Annotated in this window: 22 protein-coding genes; 10 read left to right on the top strand and 12 right to left on the bottom strand. The window is 64.1% G+C overall.

All coding sequences use genetic code 11. The features are described 5' to 3' along the window. Together AC07UC_RS00810 and AC07UC_RS00805 are read right to left on the bottom strand one after the other, a co-directional pair. Complete coding sequence (locus AC07UC_RS00810; RefSeq protein WP_494903460.1) at positions 1–1,362, bottom strand: sensor histidine kinase; 1,362 nt, start codon at positions 1,360–1,362, stop codon at positions 1–3. Between the two features lie 10 nt (positions 1,363–1,372). After that, the gene (locus AC07UC_RS00805; RefSeq protein WP_494903458.1) at positions 1,373–2,047 is read right to left on the bottom strand and encodes a response regulator transcription factor; all 675 of its coding nucleotides are present in this window, start codon (positions 2,045–2,047) and stop codon (positions 1,373–1,375) included. A gap of 291 nt (positions 2,048–2,338) precedes the next feature. On the opposite strand from AC07UC_RS00805, the gene AC07UC_RS00800 reads away from it, so the two are divergent. The 8 genes from AC07UC_RS00800 to AC07UC_RS00765 all read left to right on the top strand — a co-directional run bounded on the left by AC07UC_RS00800 (position 2,339) and on the right by AC07UC_RS00765 (position 10,428). Next, on the top strand, positions 2,339–2,938 hold the full coding sequence (locus tag AC07UC_RS00800) for a class I SAM-dependent methyltransferase (protein WP_494903456.1): 600 nt from the start codon (positions 2,339–2,341) through the stop codon (positions 2,936–2,938). Beyond that, positions 2,935–3,552, top strand: coding sequence for a DedA family protein (locus AC07UC_RS00795; RefSeq protein WP_494903454.1), 618 nt, complete (start codon positions 2,935–2,937; stop codon positions 3,550–3,552). Before AC07UC_RS00800 ends, AC07UC_RS00795 begins: the two co-directional genes overlap by 4 nt. 80 nt (positions 3,553–3,632) lie before the next feature. Next, entirely contained in the window at positions 3,633–4,544 is a 912-nt protein-coding gene (locus AC07UC_RS00790) for a LysR family transcriptional regulator (protein WP_056569659.1), read from the top strand. 216 nt (positions 4,545–4,760) lie between these two features. Continuing rightward, positions 4,761–5,915: an ABC transporter substrate-binding protein gene (locus AC07UC_RS00785; RefSeq protein ID WP_056570411.1), complete on the top strand. Its 1,155-nt coding sequence runs from the start codon at positions 4,761–4,763 to the stop codon at positions 5,913–5,915. Between the two features lie 213 nt (positions 5,916–6,128). Then, positions 6,129–7,127 (top strand): ABC transporter ATP-binding protein, encoded by a 999-nt coding sequence (locus AC07UC_RS00780; RefSeq protein WP_494903452.1) that lies wholly within the window; start codon positions 6,129–6,131, stop codon positions 7,125–7,127. Positions 7,128–7,141: 14 nt separating this feature from the next. Beyond that, entirely contained in the window at positions 7,142–8,092 is a 951-nt protein-coding gene (locus AC07UC_RS00775; RefSeq protein ID WP_494908871.1) for an ABC transporter permease, read from the top strand. Then, positions 8,082–8,897 carry an ABC transporter permease gene (locus AC07UC_RS00770; protein ID WP_056569667.1) on the top strand — a complete coding sequence of 272 codons (816 nt, stop codon included), beginning with the start codon at positions 8,082–8,084 and terminating at the stop codon, positions 8,895–8,897. Before AC07UC_RS00775 ends, AC07UC_RS00770 begins: the two co-directional genes overlap by 11 nt. Positions 8,898–9,000: 103 nt before the next feature. Then, on the top strand, positions 9,001–10,428 hold the full coding sequence (locus AC07UC_RS00765; RefSeq protein ID WP_494903451.1) for a gamma-aminobutyraldehyde dehydrogenase: 1,428 nt from the start codon (positions 9,001–9,003) through the stop codon (positions 10,426–10,428). 267 nt (positions 10,429–10,695) lie between these two features. On the opposite strand, the gene AC07UC_RS00760 is transcribed toward AC07UC_RS00765, so the two are convergent. The 10 genes from AC07UC_RS00760 to AC07UC_RS00715 all read right to left on the bottom strand — a co-directional run bounded on the left by AC07UC_RS00760 (position 10,696) and on the right by AC07UC_RS00715 (position 20,837). Continuing rightward, the gene (locus AC07UC_RS00760) at positions 10,696–11,010 is read right to left on the bottom strand and encodes a hypothetical protein (protein ID WP_023775764.1); all 315 of its coding nucleotides are present in this window, start codon (positions 11,008–11,010) and stop codon (positions 10,696–10,698) included. Between the two features lie 7 nt (positions 11,011–11,017). Beyond that, positions 11,018–11,380 (bottom strand): nuclear transport factor 2 family protein, encoded by a 363-nt coding sequence (locus tag AC07UC_RS00755; RefSeq protein ID WP_056570412.1) that lies wholly within the window; start codon positions 11,378–11,380, stop codon positions 11,018–11,020. 81 nt (positions 11,381–11,461) lie between these two features. After that, on the bottom strand, positions 11,462–11,941 hold the full coding sequence (locus tag AC07UC_RS00750) for a carboxymuconolactone decarboxylase family protein (RefSeq protein ID WP_140769843.1): 480 nt from the start codon (positions 11,939–11,941) through the stop codon (positions 11,462–11,464). 108 nt (positions 11,942–12,049) lie between these two features. Then, positions 12,050–13,603: an alpha/beta fold hydrolase gene (locus AC07UC_RS00745; RefSeq protein ID WP_494903449.1), complete on the bottom strand. Its 1,554-nt coding sequence runs from the start codon at positions 13,601–13,603 to the stop codon at positions 12,050–12,052. Between the two features lie 112 nt (positions 13,604–13,715). After that, on the bottom strand, positions 13,716–14,024 hold the full coding sequence (locus AC07UC_RS00740) for a formate dehydrogenase subunit delta (protein WP_140769839.1): 309 nt from the start codon (positions 14,022–14,024) through the stop codon (positions 13,716–13,718). Continuing rightward, entirely contained in the window at positions 14,014–14,844 is an 831-nt protein-coding gene (gene fdhD, locus AC07UC_RS00735; protein ID WP_494903448.1) for a formate dehydrogenase accessory sulfurtransferase FdhD, read from the bottom strand. The genes AC07UC_RS00740 and fdhD overlap by 11 nt, the downstream gene beginning before the upstream one ends. A gap of 2 nt (positions 14,845–14,846) precedes the next feature. After that, on the bottom strand, positions 14,847–17,759 hold the full coding sequence (gene fdhF / locus AC07UC_RS00730) for a formate dehydrogenase subunit alpha (RefSeq protein WP_494903446.1): 2,913 nt from the start codon (positions 17,757–17,759) through the stop codon (positions 14,847–14,849). 10 nt (positions 17,760–17,769) lie between these two features. Then, positions 17,770–19,326, bottom strand: a complete 1,557-nt coding sequence (locus AC07UC_RS00725) for a formate dehydrogenase beta subunit (RefSeq protein ID WP_494903444.1) — start codon at positions 19,324–19,326, stop codon at positions 17,770–17,772. Further along, on the bottom strand, positions 19,323–19,802 hold the full coding sequence (locus tag AC07UC_RS00720; protein ID WP_056569689.1) for a formate dehydrogenase subunit gamma: 480 nt from the start codon (positions 19,800–19,802) through the stop codon (positions 19,323–19,325). The genes AC07UC_RS00725 and AC07UC_RS00720 overlap by 4 nt, the downstream gene beginning before the upstream one ends. A 135-nt stretch (positions 19,803–19,937) precedes the next feature. Then, on the bottom strand, positions 19,938–20,837 hold the full coding sequence (locus AC07UC_RS00715) for a LysR family transcriptional regulator (RefSeq protein ID WP_056569692.1): 900 nt from the start codon (positions 20,835–20,837) through the stop codon (positions 19,938–19,940). Positions 20,838–21,006: 169 nt separating this feature from the next. Between AC07UC_RS00715 and AC07UC_RS00710 the strand changes: the two genes are divergently transcribed. Beyond that, the gene (locus tag AC07UC_RS00710; RefSeq protein WP_140769831.1) at positions 21,007–21,648 is read left to right on the top strand and encodes a DUF47 domain-containing protein; all 642 of its coding nucleotides are present in this window, start codon (positions 21,007–21,009) and stop codon (positions 21,646–21,648) included. Positions 21,649–21,651: 3 nt separating this feature from the next. After that, entirely contained in the window at positions 21,652–22,656 is a 1,005-nt protein-coding gene (locus AC07UC_RS00705) for an inorganic phosphate transporter (protein WP_494903441.1), read from the top strand. Positions 22,657–22,666 lie beyond the last annotated feature (10 nt).

The raw sequence follows: 22,666 nt of genomic DNA, 5'->3' as shown, positions 1-22,666 counted from the left end.
CTATGCCGGCAAGGCGCGAAAACTCATCCGGAAGCAGGCGCCGCTCGGCTTGCCATCGAAAATCTCGATGTGCCCGCCATGCAGTTGCATGATTTCCTGCACCAGGTTGAGGCCGAGCCCGGCGCCGTGATCTTGAGGGCGCAGCCGGTAGAACGGCTCGAAGATGCGTTCGCGCTCGGCTGGCGGCACACCGCCGCCTTCGTCCCGCACCTCGATGACGGCCGGAGCTGCAACGCTGACGGTGATCTTGCCCGCGCGGCCGCCATGCTCGATGGCGTTCAGGACGATGTTGGTCACCGCGCGTTCGATCGCGGTGCGGTCTCCGGTCGCGAAAACCGTATCTCTTGCCGGCTCGAACGACATTTCATACCCGGCAGAGAACGCCATCGGCGCGAGATCGACGATGACGCCGCGCGCGATGGCCACCAGATCGACTTTCTCGAAAGGCGAGGTCTGCCGGTCGAGCCGTTGCAGGTCGAGCAACTGGTCTGTCAGCGTCGAAAGCCGTGCCGCGTCCTGCAGCAGCCGGGCCCGCTCGGGTGTTGCCGGCAGCGAGGCCAGGCGTGTGTTGAGGATGGCGACCGGCGTCCTGAGTTCATGGGCGGCATCGGTCAGGAAGCGCTTGTGGCGCTCATAGCCTTTGTCCAGGCGTGCGAGGGCGGCGTTCACCGCCTTGACCAGCGGCGCGACCTCCTTTGGCACATCCTTCAGCGGCAGTTGCACGCCGCGCTGGTCGATGTCGATGCGCTCGGCCTCGGCGGCCGCATGGCCAAGGCCCGATAGCGCGCCGCGCACCACCCAGGGCGTCGCGAACAGCGTGGCCAGCGCCATCAGGCCGGCCAGCGGCAATATGCCTTGCAGGAAGAATTGCGGCGCCTGTCCGAGCAGGCGCAGCAGCGAAAGCCCGCCTTTGGTGCCGGTGAAGATCTGGACGGTGCCGGCGGCCGTGTCGGTCCAGCGGATCTTTGCATCCGGCGGTGCGCTCTCGCCGATGGATTTGTCGACACGCGCGTCGCTGATGGTGTCCAGCAGGCCGGCAAAAGGCTGGAAGATGGCCGGCACCGTGCCTTCCTGGAGCCGCTGCCCCTGCTTGTCGCGGATGATGAACCACAGGCCGGGGACATCGGATCGCAGCTTCGTCAGATCCGAAGTCTCGCGCAGCACAAGCTTGCCGCCGGCGTCGCGTGCCACGGCATCCGCCAGCACGTCCATCGTGCCGTCCTCATAGTCGTGGGGGATGAGGCCGGTGGCGAGCAACGCGCCGAGAATACCGACGATGATCAGCGTCAGCATCGCGCATTGCAGCAAGGCGATGCGCAGCACCAGGCTCCATTTGAGCGAACGTGGGCGTTTGAGGCTCATCGATCGAGGCTCACGTCGTTTCGCGCAGGAGATAGCCGACGCCGCGAATGCCGTTGATCGTCACCCCGGCATCGGCGTCGGCGAGCTTGCGGCGCAGGCGTGAAACATGGGTATCGAGCGCATTGGACTGGATCTCGTCGTCGAGGCCGAACACTGCTTCCATCAGCGCCTCGCGCTGCACCATGCGGCCGGTGCGCCGCATCAGCGCCTCCAGCACCAGCAGCTCGCGCCGCGGCAGGCTGAGCGGCTCGCCGCGGATCGCAGCCTCGCGATGTCCAACATCGAGCACCAGATGGCCGGCGCGGATGAATTGCGACTGCAACGGCGCCGGCCGCCTGAGCAATGCGCGCAAACGGGCCAGCAATTCCTCGAAGGCGAACGGCTTTGCCAGATAGTCGTCCGCGCCCATGTCCAGCCCGTCAACCTTGTCAGACGTGTCGCCCCTGGCCGTCAGCACCAGCACCGGCGTGGTGTTCGCCGCCGAGCGCAATCTCGGCACCAGCGACAGCCCGTCGCCGTCAGGCAACTGGCGGTCGAGCAGGATGGCGTCGTAGCTGTCGACGGCAACGAAGCCTTCCGCCTCGAGCAATGTGCCGGCGTGATCGACCACCATGTCGTGGCGCTTCAGCGCCGCACGCAGCGCCGAGACCATTTCGGGCTCGTCTTCGACCAGCAAGATACGCATCCACACTCCCCGGCAACGAGCACACCGTATCAGGCGCTACCGCGCCAACATTGCGTAGACATGGCAAAGCCGAATGGCCCGAGGCCGGCAAGTCCTTTCTTTGCGTCAGCGCCATTGCGCAATGTCTATGCAATCCAGCCACCGCAAACAGCGCCGGTCGGCACGAACCGCCCATGCCGGCGTCAAGGCGTCGGGCCTGACGATGCAACAGGTTCGGGCCCGACGCCGAAACGAAATCGAGCGGCCACGCCAAATTGGTTGGCGTGCTGTTGTCCGGGATTGAGGTTGCCTATGCCTGCACATGATGCCCTGTCTTTTCTCATGGCGTGGACCGTTGCGCCGTTCAGGGTCGGCTCCGTCACGCCGTCCAGTTCCAGCCTGGCGGCCTTGATGACGCGCGACATCGGCCCCGAAACCGGCCCTGTGCTGGAGCTCGGTCCTGGAACCGGCCCGTTCACACGCGCGCTGCTGTCCCGCGGGGTGAGGGAAGAGGATCTGACGCTGATCGAATCCGATCCGGATTTCGCGGCACTTCTCATGCGCCGCTTTCCCGCCGCCCGGATTTTCGAGATGGATGCCGTCGGCCTGCGCCATCTGTCGCTATTCCCCGGGCCGGTGGTCGGCGCCGCCATCAGCGGGCTGCCCTTCCGCCTGATTTCACCGCGCAAGACGTTTGCCATTCTCGAAGGCGTTTTCGCGAACCTTCGTCCGGGCGGGGCGCTGTATCAGTTCACGCTCGGCTGGCGCTGCCCGTTCGATCAGTCGCTGCTCGATCGGCTCGATCTCGAGGTCACGCCGGTCGGCCATACCTTTCGCAATTTCCCGCCGGCGACGGTCTATCGCATCGCCAGGATCAAGACTGTCACGTCCTCCGACTGGCGCTTCGCATGACCGGCCCGCTGTCGGCCATTCTCGGCTTCGGCCTGTTCGGCGTCTTTTGCCTTGCCTTCACCGAGAAGATCCTGCCGGTTCCGCCCTCGCATGTGCTGCTGCTGTTCCTCGGCATGACGGCTGCACCGGATGGCTTCACACTGGCGATCCTGCTGGTGGTGACGACGCTTGCCTCCTTCCTTGGCTGCCTTGTCTGGTATGGGGTTGGCCGCCGGATCGGATTTGACCGTGCCGACAGGCTGATCGAACGTGTCGGCAGATATGTCTTCCTGCGCCCCGCGACCTACCGCAGGCTCGGCCAGGCCTATCGCCGCAATCATGTCAGGGTGTCCTTGCTGGCGCAGTTCATCCCGACCGTGCGCAACTACCTGCCGATCGCGGCGGGCGCCCTCAGTCTGCCTGCCTTGCCCTTCGCGATCGCGACACTGCTCGGCGCCACCATCTGGAATGCGGGCTTTCTCATGACCGGCTATCTCCTGCGCGGCAGCGGTCAGGACACCTTTACGGTGGGTTTGCGCATCATCGTCATCGTCGTGGCGCTGGAGACGGCCTTCATGCTGGCATTGCGTTATGGTCCTGCGTGCCGGCGGCGCATCATGTTGGTGTTCGGCTGAGCGCACGGCAACAGCTTCCAGCCATGGGATAAGCCCGCCGTTGGCTTTCCTTCGCTTCGCCGCCGGTGTTTAGTCCGGCCATGGCCTTCACCATCCGACAGTTGCAGTTCTTCATCGCCGTCGCCGAGCAAGGCACGGTGTCGGGCGCGGCGCAGAACCTCTCCATCTCGCAATCCTCGGTCACCGAAGCGATCAAGGAACTCGAAAGCGATCTCGGCGTCGAGCTGTTCGAGCGCCATCCCCGTGGCCTCAACATCACCCACAAGGGCCATCAGTTCCTGCGTCATGCGACCAAGATCCTCGCCGACGTGTCCGATGCGCGCCGCTCTTTTTCCGGCGAGCAGGCTGTGGCGGGCGGGCGGCTGCAGCTCGGCGTCACCTCGCTGGTCGCCGGCTATGTGCTGTCGGATCTGCTCGCCCGCTATCGCCGCGCCTATCCGGGTGTCGAGGTCTCGGCCATCGAGGACAATGGCGACTACCTCGAACATCTGCTGATCGGCGGCAAGCTCGACATCGCCGTCATGGTCACTTCCAATTTGCGCGATCGCACGGCGCTGCAGTCCGAGATCCTTGAGGTCTCGGCCTACCGCCTGTGGCTGCCGCTCGGCCATCCGCTCGCTGGCGCCGACATCATCGGCATTGGTGACATCGCCGGCGAACCGCTGATCATGCTCACCGTCGACGAGATCGAGGAGAACACCGGCAAGCTGCTGACGGCGATCGGCGCCAAGCCGCATGTCGCCTTCCGCACCCGCTCGGTCGAGGCAGTGCGCAGTCTGGTTGCCACCGGGGCCGGCGTGGCGCTGCTGCCCGATCTTGTCTACCGGCCATGGTCGCTGGAAGGCGACCGCATCGAATCGCGCGATATTTCGGGCTCCTTGCCGGTGGTGCAGGTCGGCATGGTCTGGCGGCGCGGCTCCGGCCTGCCGCAGGCGGCACGGGACTTCGTCGGCCTTGCCCAGTCGCAGCGCACGGTCCGCCAACGCCCCTGATTGAAGCGTGTCAATCTATCGGAAAAACCGATATCGCCTTTCTGATAAATGAATTTGCGAAACCGGAATTTTCCAAGCACCTTCCGTACCACGGACCAAAGCCGCCACCAGAGCGACATCAAGTCCATAGGACGAACCGACAGTTTTTCAGTCCGCGCTTGATCTGGCGAAAACCGGAGCGGTTTCGGGATCAGGCGCCAAAATGGGAGATCGATGATGAATTCATTCCTGAAGTCATGCACTGCGCTGACGGTCGCGCTGACCTTCTCTGGTCAGGCCATCGCCCAGGTCAAGGAACTCGGCAAGGGCGAAGGCCAGGTCAACATCGTTGCCTGGCCGGGCTATATCGAGCGCGGCGAGACCGACAAGGGCTATGATTGGGTCACCGCTTTCGAGAAGGAGAGTGGCTGCAAGGTCAACGTCAAGACCGCCAACACGTCCGACGAGATGGTCTCGCTGATGAACGAAGGCGGCTTCGACCTCGTCACGGCTTCAGGCGATGCCTCGCTACGCCTGGTCGCCGGCAAGCGCGTGCAACCGATCAACACCGATCTCATCCCGAGCTGGAAGGCGGTCGACGATCGCCTCAAGGACGCGCCCTGGTTCACGGTCGACAAGGTGCATTACGGCGTTCCCTATCAGTGGGGCCCCAACATCCTGATGTACAACACCGAGGTGTTCAAGGAAGCGCCCAAGAGCTGGAACGTCGTCTTCGAAGAGATGAAGCTGCCGGACGGCAAATCCAACAAGGGGCGCGTCCAGGCCTATGACGGACCGATCCACATCGCGGACGCCGCCAACTATCTGATGTTCCACAAGCCGGAACTCGGCATCAAGGACCCCTACGAGCTCAACGAAGACCAGTACAAGGCCGCCCTCGATCTGCTGCGCGTCCAGCGCACGCTGGTCGGCCGCTACTGGCATGATGCCGCCATCCAGGTCGACGATTTCCAGAATGAAGGCGTCGTGGCATCCGGTTCGTGGCCGTATCAGGTCAACACGCTGGTCGCCGCCAAGAAGCCGGTCGCCTCGACCGTGCCGGAAGAAGGCGTCACCGGCTGGGCCGACACCACCATGATGGAAGCCGACGCGGCTCATCCGAACTGCGCCTATATGTGGCTGGAACATTCGCTGTCGCCGAAAGTGCAGGGCGATGTTTCGGCCTGGTTCGGTTCACTGCCGGTCGTGCCTGCCGCCTGCAAGGGCAATGAATTGCTCGGCGAGGAAGGCTGCAAGACCAACGGCTACGACAATTTCGACAAGATCAAGTTCTGGAAGACGCCGGTCTCGAAATGCGTCACCCAGAACGACCAGTGCGTGCCTTACTACCGCTGGGTGTCCGACTATATCGGCGTCATCGGCGGACGGTGATTTCGCTTACCCTCCCCCTTGTGGGGAGGGGCGACGCGCAACGTCGGGGTGGGGGGCAGCGCGGACGTTCGTGCCAGATCACCCCCACCTGCGGCTTCGCCGCGACCTCCCCATCGAGGGGGAGGTGAAGTGGCGCGCGAATTTGCCATCCAAGCCATGATTTGCAGGCGAAGATGGTTCAATAGAACAAAACCGGCAACAGACTGACAGCCCATGACCTCTGCCGTCTCCTTCCAGAAAGTTTCGCGCCATTTCGGTAGCGTTCGCGCTGTCGACGCGGTCGATCTCGACATAACGCCGGGCGAGTTCTTCGCCATGCTTGGCCCGTCGGGTTCGGGCAAGACGACATGCCTGCGCCTGATCGCCGGTTTCGAACAGCCGACCGCCGGCTCGATCTCGATCTTCGGCGAGCGTGCAGAGGGTGTTCCGCCCTACCGCCGCAACGTCAACACCGTCTTCCAGGACTACGCGCTGTTCCCGCACCTCAATGTGCTGGACAACGTCGCCTATGGGCTGATGGTCAAGGGCGTCGGCAAGGCCGAGCGCCACAAGGCGGCCGAGGAAGCGCTGTCGCTGGTGCGGCTTCCGGGCTACGGCGCCCGCCGACCCGGCCAGCTTTCCGGCGGCCAGCGTCAGCGCGTCGCGCTGGCCCGCGCGCTGGTCAACCAGCCCAAGGTGCTGTTGCTGGACGAGCCGCTCGGCGCGCTCGACCTCAAGCTGCGCGAGAACATGCAGGAAGAGCTGAAATCGCTGCAGAAAGCGCTCGGCATCACCTTCGTCTTCGTCACCCACGACCAGGGCGAGGCACTGTCGATGGCGGACCGCGTAGCCGTCTTCAACGATGGCAAGATCATGCAGATCGGCACGCCGGAGGACATTTATCAGCGGCCGAGAACACGTTTCGTCGCCGATTTCGTCGGCTCCTCCAACGTACTGCCGCCGGACTTCGTCCAGCGCTATTCCGGCCAGCATCGCTGGGGCAGCCTGCGACCCGAATCCATTCGCGTCGGCCGCGCCGCAAGCGGCGAAGGCGTTGCCGCCCGCCTCGTCTCGACCAACTATCTCGGCGCCACCACCAGGCTGGCGCTCGATGCCGACGGATTGAAGTTGCATGCCGTCGTGCCGGCCGGCAATGCCCTGCCGGCGGAAGGCGAGGCGGTGGTGCTCACCTTCAACCGCGAACACTTGCATCTGATGGACGAGCCGGCATGAGTGTCGACGCCACCATGCCGCGCGCCACGGCTCCCGCCATCCTGCCCGGCAGCGGCGGCATGCGCGGTGCGCTGTCGGACCTGTTCTGGCGCCGGCCGCAAATGCTTCTGCTCCTCATGCTGCTGCCGCCGGTGCTGTGGCTCGGCATCGTCTATATCGGCTCGCTCTTCGCGCTCTTGGCACAGAGCTTTTTCTCCATCGACGAGTACTCCGGCCTCATCAACCGCCAGTTCACGCTGAAGACCTATGGCGACCTGTTCCAGGCCGCCAATCTCGACATCATCCTGCGCACGGTGACCATGGCGGCACTCGTCACGCTGGCCTCGGCCGTCGTCGCCTTTCCGATCGCCTACTATGCGGCGCGCTATGCACGCGGCCGCTGGAAGGCGCTGTTCTATCTCGGCGTCATGCTGCCGCTGTGGTCGAGCTACCTGGTCAAGATCTACGCGTGGAAGCTGATCCTGGCCAAGGAAGGCATCCTCACCTGGCTGCTCGCCAAGCTGCATTTGCTGTGGGTACTCGATGCCTGGCTGTCGCTGCCGGTTGTCGGCGGCAACTCGCTGTCGGTGTCGTTCACCGGCACCTTCATCGTCTTCGTCTATGTCTGGCTGCCCTTCATGATCCTGCCGGTTCAGGCGGCACTCGAGCGCGTGCCCGGCAATCTGGTCGAGGCCTCGTCCGATCTCGGCGCCTCGCCCGGCCAGACCTTCCGCAACGTTTTGTTCCCGCTGGCGCTGCCCGGCATCGTCGCCGGCTCGATCTTCACCTTCTCGCTGACGCTGGGCGATTACATCATCCCGCAGATCATCGGCACCTCGCGCCTGTTCATCGGCCAGGCCGTCTATTCGCAGCAAGGCACGGCCGGCAACATCCCGCTCGCCGCCGCCTTCACCGTGGTGCCCATCGTCATCATGGGCTTCTACCTCTGGGGCGCCAAGCGCATGGGGGCTTTCGATGCGCTCTGATCGTGGTCAATCCGCTCCGCTCGGCCTGAAGATCGCTGCAGCCTGCGGCCTGCTCTTCCTGCATTTGCCGATCCTGCTGATCTTCGTCTACGCCTTCACCACCGAGGAGAAGAGCTTCGTCTGGCCGCCGCCTGGGCTGACCACGCAGTGGTTCGCCGTCACCTGGAACCGGCCTGACGTCTGGGAGGCGCTCTCCCTTTCGGTACGCGTCGCCGCCATCTCGACAGCGATCGCACTGGTGCTCGGCACGCTGTGTGCCGCCGCGGTGTCGCGCACAAGATTCTTCGGCCGCGAAACCATTTCGCTTTTGGTCATCCTGCCGATCGCGCTGCCCGGCATCATCACCGGCATCGCGCTGCGCTCGGCCTTTGCGCTGGCCGACATTCCCTTCTCGTTCTGGACGATCGTGCTCGGCCACGCCACCTTCTGCGTGGTCGTGGTCTACAACAACGCTGTCGCCCGCTTCCGCCGCACCTCCGGCTCGATGATCGAAGCCTCGATGGATCTCGGCGCCGATGGTTTCCAGACCTTCCGCCATGTCGTGCTGCCCAACATTGCCACCGCGCTGCTTGCCGGCGGCATGCTGGCCTTCGCGCTGTCCTTCGATGAGGTCATCGTCACCACCTTCACCGCCGGCCAGCAGCAGACCGTGCCGATCTGGATGCTGGAGGAACTGATCCGTCCGCGCCAGCGTCCGGTCACCAATGTCGTGGCCATGGTCGTCGTGCTGGTGACGCTGTTGCCCATCCTGTTTGCCTACTACCTGACCCGCGACGGTGATCAGATCGCCGGTTCGGGCAAATGAGAACAGTGAGTAGTGAGTAGGGAAATCCACAGCCGGAGCCTGCTCATCACTGACTACCAACTACTCACTATTCACTACTCACTTCTGTTCAAGGAGAAACCCAATGGACACCCAGATGCTGATCGGCTCGAAGTTCGAGAAGGGCGCCGAGACCGAGGAGCCGATCCTCAATCCGAAGACAGGGGCGACCATTCTCAACCTGCCCGAGGCCAGCCAGGCGCAGATCGAGGCGGCGGTCAGTGCCGCCGAACAAGCGTTCGTCTTGTGGTCGCGCACCACGCCGGCGCAGCGCTCCGGCTATCTGCTGAGGATCGCCGACCGCATCGAGGCCGAGGCCAAGGAGTTCGCCACGCTAGAGGCTCTGAACTGCGGCAAGCCGATCAATGCCGTGCTCAATGACGAGATCCCGGCGATCGTCGACTGCTACCGCTTCTTTGCCGGCGCGGTGCGTTCGATGCCGGGCGTTGTCGCCGGCGAATATCTGCCTGGCCACACCTCGATGGTCCGGCGCGACCCGATCGGCATCGTGGCCTCCATCGCGCCCTGGAATTACCCGCTGATGATGATGGCCTGGAAACTGGCGCCGGCGATCGCTGGCGGCAACACGGTCGTCTTCAAGCCATCGGAGCAGACGCCGCTGACCGCCCTGAAGCTGGCGAAGATCCTGGCCGAGATCCTGCCCGAAGGTGTCGTCAATGTCGTGCTCGGCCGTGGCGACAGCGTCGGCAACACGCTGATCAACCACCCCAAGGTCAACATGATCTCGATCACCGGTGACGTCGCCACCGGCAAGAAGGTGCTGCAGGCCGCCGCCAAGTCGGTCAAGCGCACCCATCTCGAGCTTGGCGGCAAGGCGCCGGTCATCGTCTTCGACGACGCCGATCTTGGCGCCGTGGTCAATGGCTTGCGCGCCTTCGGCTATTACAATGCCGGCCAGGATTGCACCGCCGCCTGCCGCATCTATGCCGGCAAGAAGATCTACGACAAGCTTGTCGCCGATCTGTCCTCGGCGGTGTCGACCATCAAGTACAATTTGCCCGACGATACCCAGAACGAGATCGGGCCGCTGATCTCGCGCCGTCAGCGCGATCGCGTGTCGAGCTTCGTCGAGCGCGCCTCGGAGCTGAAGCACATCGAGATCACCACCGGCGGCAAGCCGGGCGAGGGCAGCGGTTTCTACTATCAGCCGACCGTCGTCGCCGGCGCGCTGCAGGAAGACGAGATCGTGCGCCGCGAAGTCTTCGGCCCGGTCGTCTCGGTCACCCGGTTCTCGGAAGTCGACGAGGCGGTGAACTGGGCCAATGACAGCGACTACGGCCTGGCCTCGTCGGTGTGGACGAAGGATGTCTCGCGCGCCATGGCGACGGCCGCCCGCCTGCAATATGGCTGTACCTGGATCAACACCCACTTCATGCTGACCAACGAGATGCCGCATGGCGGCCTCAAGCAGTCCGGCTACGGCAAGGACATGTCGCTCTATGCGCTGGAAGACTACACCGCCGTGCGCCATGTGATGGTGGCACACGGGTGAGAAGCGGTCCGCGTAGCGGACGAAAAGCCAATTGCTTGGCTTTTCGAGCTTCGAACGCCCTGAGCCTGCGAAGGGCCGGGAGGCGGCCATTTTCTCTTCTCCCCTTGTGGGAGAAGGTGGATCGGCGCGCAGCGCCGAGCCGGATGAGGGGTGTTCCAGCTTGGCGCCAGCTTACCCCTCACCCGGATTGCCAACCGATTTGTGAAGGACAAATCGGGGCAATCCGACCTCTCCCACAAGGGGAGAGGTAAGACCGTTGCGCAGCCGCTACTCGACAATACGATAGATGTTCCACAGGCTGGTGCCTGACACGACATAGGGCTCCATCTCCTTACCCCATTTGGCGTGTGCGTCGATCTTGCCGATCTTGGCGAAGAACGCCTCCAGTTGGGCCAGGCTCTCGACCTGGTGATGGGATTCGACCGTCGCCTCCCGCGCACCGATCGAGCCGGTCATGATCTGGAACTGGAGGTCGGCGAGACCGACCTGTGAGCCAATCTCGCGTTCCCATTTCTTCAGCAATTCGAGCACGGTCTGCTTGTGGCCGAATTTGGCGTCGATCTGCCATCTGGCGCTGAACATGGCGGCCTCACTCGTCCCAGGCCTGCACGACCGTCTGCCGTGCGATCTGCCCGTTCTTCAGTTCCAGCATCGCCGCGGCGAACACTTTTGTGCCGTCCGGATAGGCGCAGGCCTGGGTGAAGGCGAGGCTGTTGCCGTCGGCGATCGTTGTATCGACCTTGTGGGTCATTGCCCGGCTGCAGATATCATCCCAGAAGGTGGTGATCGCCGCGCGCCCACGGATTTCGCGTGGTTTGCTCGGCGGGTTGTTGCGGTCGATCACCCGCACCAGCGCATCATCGGCATAGAAGCTCGACAGCATCTTGCCGTCACGGGTTTCGATCGCCTTCTTGATGGCCGCGCCATCCACGGCTTGGGTCTTGGTCAGCATTTTATCCTCCTTGGCCCGTCTTCACGATCGGGCGGTTGACGTTCGCAAGTCTGCCCGGCGCTTATCGGCGGGCAGCGTCTTTCACTGCGACTTCGCCTTGACGGCCGCGAAGACGTCGTCGGTCTGCTTCTTGAAAGTGGCGAGATCGACCTGGCTGCCATTGAGCATCGTCGACCAATGGCGAACGATCGCCGCCATGGCGATCGCTTCCTTGATCTCCTCGTCGCTCGCGCCGTTGAGCTTGGCCGCCTCGGTGTGGAAATAGATGCAGTACTGGCAGGGGATCTGCGAGGCCACCGCAAGGCCCATCAGCTCCTTGGTCTTGCCGTCGAGCGCGGTCTTGGGGTTGAGCTGCACCCCCTTGATCTCGGCCCAGGCGCCGGCGACCGCGACGTCAGGCAGTGTCTTGAACATGTCCGGCACCGAGCCGAGCGTCGCCTGGATGTCCTTGTAGGCGGCTGTCGCCGATGCATCCTCGGCCTTTGCGGGAGCGATCGCGGACAGCGCGCCAATGCCTGCCGCGATCACAAATGATCTGACATTCAGTTTTGACTTGAGCATTTCATCCTCCGTTCGCAGCGCCTTCCCGGCGGCATCCGCCCGGCCTGCATGGGGGAAATTGATACGCCTGCATCGGCATGCCCGCTTCGCCCGAAAGCGCCATGGCCCTCATGGCCCGTCCGGGCCAGTGTGCCTGACGGAAAATGCCGCCGCCGCGGCTCGCGATGGCAGGTCGAGTTTCAGCAATATGTTGGCGACGTGGCGCTTGACCGTGTGCTCGCTCAGCCTGAGTTCGGCCGCGATCGCGGCATTGCTCTTGCCGTCGGCAATCAAATTCACCACCTCGCTCTCGCGCGCCGTCAGGCAGGCCGGCTCGGTCGCCTTGGCCTTTGGGCGGCAAGCCGGTTCCAGATGCTGTTCGGACATCGCCAGGACAAGCGCCAGCGGCTCGTCCAGTTCGTCGATGCCGATGCGGCCGGCGTCGGTGAAATGGAGCCCTGACCCGGCGGCCAGGTCGGCGACAAGCCGCGACGCCAATATGTCGCCGCGCCCGGCATGCGTGGCGAGGTGCATCGTCACGCGGCCCGTCAATCCGGTCGGTGGCCCGCGCAACTCGATCTCGCCGACATGCGCCCCCTGGGCGCTCGCCACGCCGATCTGCTGCGCCGCCTCGCGCAACGACGCCGCGCAACGCAAGGCGCGCCCTGGCCCATCGAAGCGCGAAATCATCGTTTCGCCATGCATGTCCACGCAGCGCCCGCCATGGCGCCCGACAAGCGTCCGCCAGGTTTCCTGGAAACGCTCACAGCGTTCGCTCCACATCCGGTCGCCAAGCCGCGCCGTGTCGTAGATGCGTGTCACAAGAAGCGCGGCCAGAACGCGTTCGGCTTCCGCCACGGCGCACGCGCCAGTCAGGAACTCCTCGATCAGGTCGGCCACCCGGTCGACATCGCCGGTCCAGATTGGATGGTCGCGTCCCGGGATTTCGGCCAGCCGCGCATTCGGGATCTTCCTGGCCAGGAAGCGGCTGGCGTCGGGATCGACCCGGGCATCGTTGCGGCGATGGATCAGCAGCGTTGGCGCGCTGATTGCCGCCAGCACGCCGCGCACGTCGATCTCCGCGTTCATCCGCGCCAGTGCCGCAGCTGCTGTCGGGCTCGCCGACAAGCGCTCGAAGCGCGCCCACCAGGTTGAAAAACGGGTGTCATCCACCCGTCCCGGCGCGAAACTGGGCAAGGTGGCGCCGGTGCCCCAGGCCGTTTCGGCCGTTGCGATGAAGGCATCGAGGCGTTCGGGCGGCATCACCCATTTGTGGAAATGCGCATAGCCGCCATAGAGCGCCAGCGCCCGCGTCCGTTCCGGATAGGTGGCGGCGAACAGCATTGCCATCGGCGCGCCTTCGGAAGCGCCAAGCAGTGCCGCCCGGCCGCTGCCGGCCGCGTCCATCACCGCGCGCACATCATCCATGCGCATTTCGAGACTGGGCAAGTGATGGACATCGACACGATCGGAAAGACCCGTGCCGCGCTTGTCGAACAGGATCAGCCGCGAGAATGCCGACAGCCGCCTCAACAGCCTGGTATAGCCCTCGTCTTCCCAATGCAGGTCGAGATTGGAAATGAAGCCCGGCACGAAAACGAGATCAAGTGATCCCTGGCCGACCACCTGATAGGCGATCCGCACCTCGCCACTGAGGGCATATCGGGTCTCGATCGGCCTCACGAGTTCTTCCGCCCGGCCTGACGATTTCTGATCGTCAAACATAGCAGAGCCGCATCGATAGCGGCAGCTCAAACTTTAGCGAAAGGAAATATAAGTCCGTGCGGTCCGGAGGCTACTTTTGCGAGGCAGCAACGTCGGCTGGGGAGGGTTTCAGTCCGAGCTTGAGATCGGCATCGGCCGGCGAGATCGGGCGCTTGATCCTGGCGGATGCGGCCACGACGAGTTCGTCGAAGCCTTCGCCGCTGTCCAGCAACTCGAAGAACTGCCGCCGCATCCTGGGCTCCCAGAACTTGTTGATATGCTCGGCGACGCCCGCAACGCCTTCCTCGCGCGGCCGCGAATGAAAAAAGGTCGCGATCTGGTTGGCCATGCGCACCAGCTTTTCGCTCGTGCTCGTGATGTGGTCTTCGTCATGCGACATGCTGGGCGGCTCCATAGATCACCCGGTCGGGGTGGGTGAAAACATCGAAATCGTCGCCGCGCACCAGCGCCACCAACGTCATGCCCGCCTCCTGCGCGGTGCGGATCGCAAGCGCGGTCGGAGCCGAGACGGCAATGATGAAGCCCGAGCCGATCGCCGCCGTCTTCTGCACCATCTCGACCGAGACGCGCGACGTCACCACCACGGCGCCCGACGTGCCGTCGATGCCGGCTTTGGCCAACGCACCGGCCAGCTTGTCCAGCGCATTGTGGCGGCCGACATCCTCGCGTGCCATCACGACGCCCTTGCCCGGGATGTAGAAGCCGGCGGCATGCACGGCTCCGGTTTCCGTGTGCAGCGGCTGCACCTTCGACAACAGCTTGACGGAGCGCACGATGTCGTCGGCATCAAGCGTAAGTTTTGACGCACCAACGGCATCAACCGATCGCATTGCTTCCTCGATGGATTCAATGCCGCACAAACCGCAGCCGACCGGCCCGGCAAGTCTGCGGCGCCGCGCCTCGAAGCGCGTATTGGCGAGGTCTTTCAGCCGGATCTGAATGTCGATGCCGGCGCCATGATCCTCGACCTCGATCGCTTCGATCTCTTCAGGGGCAGCAATGATGCCTTCGGTCAGCGAGAAGCCGAGCGCGAAGTCCTCGAAGTCGGCCGGGCTTGCCATCATCACCGCATGCGTGGTGCCGGCGAAGGAGAATGCCACCGGCGTCTCCTCCGGCACCATGCGGTTGGCCGCAGCCGTGCCACTGGCGCGATGCGCCAGCCGCGATATCTCAGTCGTTGCTTTGCGGCGCGCGGCCAAGGTTACTCCGCCGCTTGCAGCGAGGCGATGCGGCGGCTGTTTTTTGCCTGTTCATCGTACTCGCGTTGCCATTCCGACGGCCCGTTGGAGGCGCCGACCTGCACCGCCGTCACCTTGTATTCCGGACAGTTGGTCGCCCAGTCGGAGAAGTCGGTGGTGATGACGTTGGCCTGCGTGTCGGGATGGTGGAACGTCGTGTAGACCACGCCCGGCGACACCCGGTCGGTGATCAGCGCACGCAGCGTCGTTTCGCCGGAGCGGCTGGTCAGCCGCACCCAGTCGCCATCGCGCAGGCCGCGGTTCTCGGCATCGTGCGGATGGATCTCCAGCCGGTCTTCCGAGTGCCACATGACGTTGTCGGTGCGCCGCGTCTGCGCGCCGACATTGTACTGGCTGAGGATGCGGCCGGTGGTCAAAAGCAGCGGGAAGCGCGGGCCGGTTCTCTCGTCCGTCGCCACATATTCGGTGCGGATGAACTTGCCCTTGCCGCGCACGAAGCTGTCGACATGCATGATCGGCGTGCCGAGCGGAGCCTTCTCGTTGCAGGGCCATTGCACCGACCCGACACGGTCGAGCAACTCGAAGGAGACGCCGGCGAAGCTTGGCGTCGTCTTGGCGATCTCGTCCATGATCTCGGAGGGGTGCTGGTAGTTCCAGTCGAGCCCGATCGCGCGGGCGAGCTCCTGCGTTGCTTCCCAGTCGGCGTAGCGTGCCTTCGGCTCCAGCACCTTGCGCACCATGTTGATGCGGCGCTCGGCATTGGTGAAGGTTCCGTCCTTCTCCAGGAAGGTCGAGCCCGGCAGGAAGACATGCGCGTAGTTTGCCGTCTCGTTCAGGAACAGGTCGTGCACGACCACGCATTCCATCGCCGCAAGGCCGGCGGCGACATGCTTGGTGTCTGGATCGGACTGCAGGATGTCCTCGCCCTGGATGTAGATGCCCTTGAACGAGCCGTCGACGGCGGCATCCAGCATGTTGGGGATGCGCAGGCCAGGTTCGTCGTCGAGCTTCACACCCCAAAGGCTTTCATAGATGTCGCGCACGGCTTCGCCGGAGATATGGCGATAGCCCGGCAGTTCGTGCGGGAAGGAGCCCATGTCGCACGAGCCCTGCACGTTGTTCTGGCCGCGCAGCGGGTTCACCCCAACGCCTGGGCGGCCAATATTGCCTGTCGCCATCGCAAGGTTGGCGATCGCCATGACGGTGGTCGAGCCCTGGCTGTGCTCGGTGACGCCGAGGCCGTAGTAGATCGCGCCATTGCCGCCCTTGGCGTAGAGCCGGGCAGCGCCACGGATCAACTCGGGATCGACGCCGGAAAGCTTGCCGACGGTTTCCGGGCTGTTTTCGGGCAAGGCGACGAACGACGCCCAGTCCTGGAACTCCGTCCAGTCGCAGCGTTCGCGGATGAAGGCTTCGTTGAAAAGACCTTCGGTGACGATGACATGGGCCAGCGCCGTCAGCACCGCGACATTGGTGCCAGGCTTCAGCGGCAGATGATAATCCGCTTCGATATGTGCCGATTTCACCATTTCGGTGCGACGCGGATCGAGCACGATCAGCTTGGCGCCCTGGCGCAGGCGCTTCTTCAGCCGCGAGGCGAAGACCGGATGGGCGGAAGCCGGATTGGCGCCGATGATGACTGCGACGTCGGTGAACTCGACGGAATCGAAATCCTGCGTGCCGGCCGAGGTGCCATAGGTCTGGCCGAGCCCATAGCCGGTCGGCGAATGGCAGACGCGCGCGCAGGTGTCGACATTGTTGTTGCGGAAGCCCTGCCGGACCATCTTCTGCACGAGATAGGTCTCTTCGTTCGTGCAGCGCGACGAGGTGATACCGCCGATCGCGGTGCGTCCATACTGGTACTGGATCCGGCGGAATTCCTTGGCCGTATGGGCGATCGCCTCTTCCCAACTCACTTCACGCCAGGGATCGCTGACCTTTTCCCGGATCATCGGCGACAGGATGCGGTCCTTGTGGGTGGCGTAGCCATAGGCGAAACGGCCCTTCACGCAGGAATGGCCATGGTTCGCCTTGCCATCCTTGTAGGGCATCATGCGGATGACTTCGTCGCCCTTCACCTCGGCCTTGAACGAGCAGCCGACGCCGCAATAGGCGCAGGTGGTGACGGCGGAGCGCTCGGGCATGCCTTTCTCGAGCACTGTCTTCTCGCGCAACGCATCGGTCGGGCAGGCCTGCACGCAGGCGCCACAGGACACGCATTCGGAGGCGATGAAGTCCTCGTGCATGCCGGCAACCATGCGCGACTCGAAACCGCGGCCCTCGATCGTCAGCGCGAAGGTGCCTTGCACCTCCTCGCAGGCGCGCACGCAGCGCGAGCAGACGATGCACTGCGCCGGATCATAGGTGAAATAGGGGTTGGATTCGTCGCGGGCGATGTAATCGACCGCCAGCGAACCATGGCCGGGCGCCACGCCGTCTTCCTGTTTGACGTGGTTGCGGCCCTCGATGCCGTAGCGGTTCTCTGTCAGGCCGACCGACTTCGCCACCGCGTCGAACTCGCTGGCGCCGGTTCCGGCCTTCTCGTTCCAGCCGGTCGGATGGTCGGAGACATAGAGTTCCATGACGCCGCGGCGGATCGCGTCGAGCCGGTCGGACTGCGTGCGCACCACCATGCCTTCGCCGACCGGTGTCGTGCAGGACGCCGGCGTGCCGCCGCGCCCTTCGATCTCGACCAGGCAGACACGGCAGGAGCCGAACGAGTCCAGCATGTCGGTGGCGCAGAGCTTCGGGATCTCAATCCCGCCTTCCATCGCCGCCCGCATGATCGAGGTGCCTTCCGGCACGCTGATGCTGCGGCCGTCCACGATCAGCGTGACCTGCTTTTGCGCCTTCGATTCCGGGGTCCCGTAGTCGAGTTCTTCGATGAGTGTCGGGAAGTCGGCCTTGATGTTCATCTGCCAGCTCCTATTCAGCAGCCACGCGCGCAGGCGCGGGCTTGAAATCCTCGGGGAAATGGGTGATCGAGCTCATCACCGGGTAGGGCGTGAAACCACCCAGCGCGCAGAGCGATCCGAACTTCATCGTGTTGCAGAGATCGGTGACCAGAGCGAGGTTCTTTTCCGGCTCGATGCCGGCGGCGAGCCTGTCGATGGTCTCCACCCCACGCGTCGAGCCGATGCGGCAGGGCGTGCACTTGCCACAGCTTTCGATAGCGCAGAACTCCATGGCGAAGCGCGCCTGCTTCAGCATGTCGGCCGTATCGTCGAACACGGTGATACCGGCATGGCCGATCAGCCCGTCCTTGGCGGCAAAGGCTTCATAGTCGAAGGCGGTGTCGAACAGCGAGCGCGGGAAATAGGCGCCGAGCGGGCCACCGACCTGCACCGCCTTCACCGGCCGGCCAGTGGCGGTGCCGCCGCCGATATCGTCGACGATCTCGCCCAGCGTCAGGCCGAAGGCCGTCTCGAACAGGCCGCCATGCTTGACGTTGCCGGCGATCTGGATCGGGATCGTGCCGCGCGAACGGCCCATACCGAAATCCTTGTAGAAGGCCGCACCCTTGTCCATGATGATAGGGACGGAAGCCAGCGAGATCACATTGTTGATCACCGTCGGCTTGCCGAACAGGCCCTGGATCGCCGGCAGCGGCGGCTTGGCGCGCACGACGCCGCGCTTGCCTTCGAGGCTGTTGAGCAGCGAGGTTTCCTCGCCGCAGACATAGGCGCCGGCGCCGACGCGGATTTCCATGTCGAAGGCGTTGGGTGAACCCAGCACATTGACGCCGAGCACGCCTGCCTTGCGGGCGATCTCGACGGCCTTGTTCATCGTCGCCACCGCATGCGGATATTCGGAGCGGATATAGACGAAACCCTTGGTCGCGCCGGTCGCGACACCGGCGATCGTCATGCCCTCGATCAGCACGAAGGGATCACCCTCCATGATCATGCGGTCGGCGAAGGTGGCGCTGTCGCCTTCATCGGCGTTGCAGACGATGTATTTTTGGTCACCCGTCGTATCCAGCACCGTCTTCCATTTGATGCCGGTCGGGAAACCCGCGCCGCCACGGCCGCGCAGGCCCGATTCGGTAACCTGCTTGACGACATCGGGGGGCGCCATGGCCACCGCGTTCTGCAGGCCTTTCAGCCCGCCGAGCGACTTGTAGGCGTCGAGCGACAGCGGATCGTTGATGCCGCAGCGCGCAAACGTCAGCCTGGTCTGTTTGGCCAGGAAGGGGATCTTGTCCGGCGCGCCCAGCCAGCGCTTGTGATGGCCGCCGGTGAGGAAGCCGCTATCGAACAGGCTCTTGACGTCCGAGGGCTTGACCGGCCCGTAGGCGACACGGCCGTTGGCGGTCGCCACCTCGACCATGGGCTCGAGGAAATAGGCGCCGCGCGACCCGTTGCGCACGATCTTGGCCTCGATGCCACGCTCGGCGAGTTCAGCGCGAATGGCGTTGGCGACCTTTTCAGCGCCGAGCGCCAGCGCGCCGGAATCGCCGGGAATGTAGATGCGGGGGATCATGAGCGCACCTCGGCAACGATCTCGTCAATTTTGTCGTCATCGAGCCGCCCGATCACCTCGCCGTCCAGCATCGCCGACGGCGAACAGGCGCAAAGCCCGAGGCAATAGACCGGCTCGAGCGTGACCGATCCATCGCGGGTGGTCTCATGGAAATCGATGCCGAGCAGCTGCTTGACCCTAGCGGCCACGGCATCCGAACCCATCGACTGGCAGGCTTCCGCCTGGCACAGCTTGAGCACGTGGCGGCCTGCCGGCCGCGCACGGAAGTCATGATAGAAGGTCACGACGCCGTGCACCTCGGCCCTGGACAGGTTCAGTTCATCCGCGATGACGGGTACGGCGTCCTGCGGCACATGCCCGAACTCTTCCTGGATGCCGTGGAGGATCGGCAGCAGCGGGCCTTCGAGGCCTTTCAGCTCGTGGATGATCGCGGCCGTGCGCGATACGATCTCGGTACTTGCAGGCTGCATCGTCATGCAGCGCCCTCCCTGGTCGGTAGCGTTCTAGCGCTAAGTCGTTACAAAAACAGAGGAAACCCGCGAAATCAATAAAGCTGATCCGTCGCTTGATAGAAATCTTCTATCAATCACGTTCAGCCCCTTGTCTCTAACCTAGCGATGGGCGCGGAAATCGTCTGCCAGCGCCATTGCCTCGTCCAGCAGCGCCTGCACCAGCGGCGTGTGCGGTTCGCGCGGCGCGGCCACCAAGCCGACCGTGTGGCTGGCATCCGGCTCGACGATCGGAATGGCCCGGATCGGCTCCGAAAAGCCGAATGTTTCCGCGAGGTTGAGCGGCATGATCGACGACCATTTGCCGGTGCGGATATGCGAGAACAGCACGATCATCGAATTGGATTCGAGCGTCGGCCGCACCTGCACGCCGGCCTCGGCCAGATGCTGGTCGATGAGGCGGCGGTTCTGCATGTCGGGCGTCAAAAGGCACAGCGGCAACTGGCTGATCTCGGCCCATGACACTTTGTCGCGATCCGAATAAGGATTGCCTATGGCTGTGATCAATTGATAGCGCTCGTCGTAGAGCGGCACGCTGGTCACCCGTCCAAGCGGCTCGTTGTCGAGATAGGTGATGCCGGCGTCGATGTCGAAATTGCCGAGCAACGACAGCACCTCGATCGAGGTGCGCGACAGCACCGAGAAGGTGACGCCCGGGTGCTTTTCGCGAAACGGCGTCGTCAGCCGCGCCACCATGGCCAGCGCGGTCGGAATGGCGGCAATGCGGATGCGGCCGGAAAGGCCGTGGCGCGCCGCCCGCATCTCCTCGCGCATGGTCCTCGAATCGCCGACGATGCGGCGCGCCCAGACCAGCACCTGCTTGCCCTCCGGCGTCAGCCCCTGGAAACGCGACCCGCGATTGACCAGCATGACACCGAGCTGCCCCTCCAGCTGTTTGATGCCGGCCGACAGGGTCGGCTGGGTCACGCCGCATGCTTCCGCCGCCCGGCCGAAATGCTCTTCCTTGGCCAGCGCGATGAAGAATTCGAGTTTGTCGATCATGCCATCCTTCCGGTCGTCACGCACAGGCTCGGGGAAATTGTCCTTTGCCGCAAGCGATATGCGCAATCGTTCCGCATCCACATCTTTCAGCCGGCTTACTGTTTCCCACGGCATCGCGCGGCGCTATGTCAATGAAACGGTCGTGGACCGGGCGCGAGGGGAGACTGACATGCTGGGCTGGTTCCGCAAGCTGCTGCCACGCGAGGATCGTTTCTTCGACCTGTTCGAGCGGCATTCCCGCACGGTGGTCGGCGGCGCGGAGGCGCTGCAGCAGCTTCTCCAGGGCAAGGACATCGATCGCTGGTGCCAGAAGATCGTCGATCTCGAGGACGAGGCCGATCACGTCACCGCGGAAGTCCTGCTGGCCGTGCGACGCTCCTTCATCACCCCTTTCGATCGCGGCGACATCAAGGATCTGATCCAGTCGATGGATGATGCCATCGACATGATGCACAAGACCGTCAAGACGGTAAGACTGTTCGAGAAGCGGGAGTTCGATCCGCTGATGCAGGAAATGGGCGCCGTCATCGTCGACGCCGCGCGGCTGGTCGCGGAGGCGATCCCGCTGCTCGCCAAGGTCGGCGCCAACAGCGCACGCCTCAACGCCCTCGCCGAGGAAGTCATGCGCGCCGAGGGCCGGGCCGACGATTTGCATGAGCAGGGCCTGAAGGATCTGTTCAGGCGCCACGGCCGCGGTGACGCGATGGCCTACCTGATCGGCTCGGAAATCTATGGTCAGCTGGAGAAGGTGGTCGATCGCTTCGAGGACGTCGCCAACGAGATCAGCGGCATCGTCATCGAGAACGTCTAGGCGATGGACGTCGCGATCGCCTTCCCCCTGCTGGCCGGCCTTGTCGCCGTCGCGCTGTTCTTTGATTTTCTCAACGGCCTGCACGATGCGGCCAATTCCATCGCCACCATCGTCTCCACACGCGTGCTCAGGCCGCAATATGCGGTGCTGTGGGCAGCCTTCTTCAATTTCATCGCCTTCATGTTTTTCGGCCTGCATGTCGCCGAGACCGTGGGGAAAGGCATCGTCGACGTCAGCATCGTCACGCCGGCGGTGATCTTCTCGGCTCTCGTCGGCGCCATTGTCTGGAACATCGTCACCTGGATTGCCGGCATCCCTTCGAGCAGCTCGCACGCGCTGATCGGCGGGCTGGTCGGCGCCGGCGTCGCGAAGGCGGGCATCGGTGCCATCGTCTGGTCGGGACTTGGCAAGACGGTCGCCGCGATCGTGCTCTCGCCGGCGACCGGTTTCATCCTGGCGCTTGTCCTGATCCTGGTGGTTTCGTGGCTGTTCGTGCGCCAGACGCCGTTCGCCGTCGACAGCACCTTTCGCGTCCTGCAGTTCTTTTCCGCCTCGCTCTATTCGCTCGGGCATGGCGGCAACGATGCGCAGAAGACCATGGGCATCATCGCCGTGCTGCTCTATTCGCAAGGCGTGCTCGGCGAGAAATTCTACGTGCCGCTCTGGGTTGTCCTCACCTGCCAGTCGGCGCTGGCGCTCGGCACGCTGTTCGGCGGCTGGCGGATCGTCCACACGATGGGTTCGAAGATCACCCGGCTCAATCCGATGCAGGGCTTCTGCGCCGAAACCGGCGGCGCCATCACGCTGTTCGCCGCCACCTGGCTCGGCGTTCCCGTGTCGACCACGCATACGATCACCGGTGCCATCATCGGCGTCGGTGCCGCCCGCCGCGTATCAGCGGTGCGCTGGGGCATCGCCGGCAACATCGTCATCGCCTGGATCATCACCTTGCCGGCGACGGCGGCGATTTCGGCTCTCACCTATCTCGCCGTCAACCTGGCGGGTTGACCGGGGGCAT

The organism is Mesorhizobium sp. GW821-FHT04C10 (assembly GCF_059420305.1).
The sequence above is the reverse complement of the archived record's forward strand: the minus strand, read 5'-3'. Positions and strand labels throughout refer to the sequence as shown.

What these genes read in the sequence shown, in the direction of transcription:
- AC07UC_RS00810 (WP_494903460.1), bottom strand. Translation starts at nt 1,362, where the DNA reads ATGAGCCTCAAACGCCCACGTTCGCTCAAATGGAGCCTGGTGCTGCGC.
- AC07UC_RS00805 (WP_494903458.1), bottom strand. Translation starts at nt 2,047, where the DNA reads ATGCGTATCTTGCTGGTCGAAGACGAGCCCGAAATGGTCTCGGCGCTG.
- AC07UC_RS00800 (WP_494903456.1), top strand. Translation starts at nt 2,339, where the DNA reads ATGCCTGCACATGATGCCCTGTCTTTTCTCATGGCGTGGACCGTTGCG.
- AC07UC_RS00795 (WP_494903454.1), top strand. Translation starts at nt 2,935, where the DNA reads ATGACCGGCCCGCTGTCGGCCATTCTCGGCTTCGGCCTGTTCGGCGTC.
- AC07UC_RS00790 (WP_056569659.1), top strand. Translation starts at nt 3,633, where the DNA reads ATGGCCTTCACCATCCGACAGTTGCAGTTCTTCATCGCCGTCGCCGAG.
- AC07UC_RS00785 (WP_056570411.1), top strand. Translation starts at nt 4,761, where the DNA reads ATGAATTCATTCCTGAAGTCATGCACTGCGCTGACGGTCGCGCTGACC.
- AC07UC_RS00780 (WP_494903452.1), top strand. Translation starts at nt 6,129, where the DNA reads ATGACCTCTGCCGTCTCCTTCCAGAAAGTTTCGCGCCATTTCGGTAGC.
- AC07UC_RS00775 (WP_494908871.1), top strand. Translation starts at nt 7,142, where the DNA reads ATGCCGCGCGCCACGGCTCCCGCCATCCTGCCCGGCAGCGGCGGCATG.
- AC07UC_RS00770 (WP_056569667.1), top strand. Translation starts at nt 8,082, where the DNA reads ATGCGCTCTGATCGTGGTCAATCCGCTCCGCTCGGCCTGAAGATCGCT.
- AC07UC_RS00765 (WP_494903451.1), top strand. Translation starts at nt 9,001, where the DNA reads ATGGACACCCAGATGCTGATCGGCTCGAAGTTCGAGAAGGGCGCCGAG.
- AC07UC_RS00760 (WP_023775764.1), bottom strand. Translation starts at nt 11,010, where the DNA reads ATGTTCAGCGCCAGATGGCAGATCGACGCCAAATTCGGCCACAAGCAG.
- AC07UC_RS00755 (WP_056570412.1), bottom strand. Translation starts at nt 11,380, where the DNA reads ATGCTGACCAAGACCCAAGCCGTGGATGGCGCGGCCATCAAGAAGGCG.
- AC07UC_RS00750 (WP_140769843.1), bottom strand. Translation starts at nt 11,941, where the DNA reads ATGCTCAAGTCAAAACTGAATGTCAGATCATTTGTGATCGCGGCAGGC.
- AC07UC_RS00740 (WP_140769839.1), bottom strand. Translation starts at nt 14,024, where the DNA reads ATGTCGCATGACGAAGACCACATCACGAGCACGAGCGAAAAGCTGGTG.
- fdhF (WP_494903446.1), bottom strand. Translation starts at nt 17,759, where the DNA reads ATGAACATCAAGGCCGACTTCCCGACACTCATCGAAGAACTCGACTAC.
- AC07UC_RS00725 (WP_494903444.1), bottom strand. Translation starts at nt 19,326, where the DNA reads ATGATCCCCCGCATCTACATTCCCGGCGATTCCGGCGCGCTGGCGCTC.
- AC07UC_RS00720 (WP_056569689.1), bottom strand. Translation starts at nt 19,802, where the DNA reads ATGACGATGCAGCCTGCAAGTACCGAGATCGTATCGCGCACGGCCGCG.
- AC07UC_RS00715 (WP_056569692.1), bottom strand. Translation starts at nt 20,837, where the DNA reads ATGATCGACAAACTCGAATTCTTCATCGCGCTGGCCAAGGAAGAGCAT.
- AC07UC_RS00710 (WP_140769831.1), top strand. Translation starts at nt 21,007, where the DNA reads ATGCTGGGCTGGTTCCGCAAGCTGCTGCCACGCGAGGATCGTTTCTTC.
- AC07UC_RS00705 (WP_494903441.1), top strand. Translation starts at nt 21,652, where the DNA reads ATGGACGTCGCGATCGCCTTCCCCCTGCTGGCCGGCCTTGTCGCCGTC.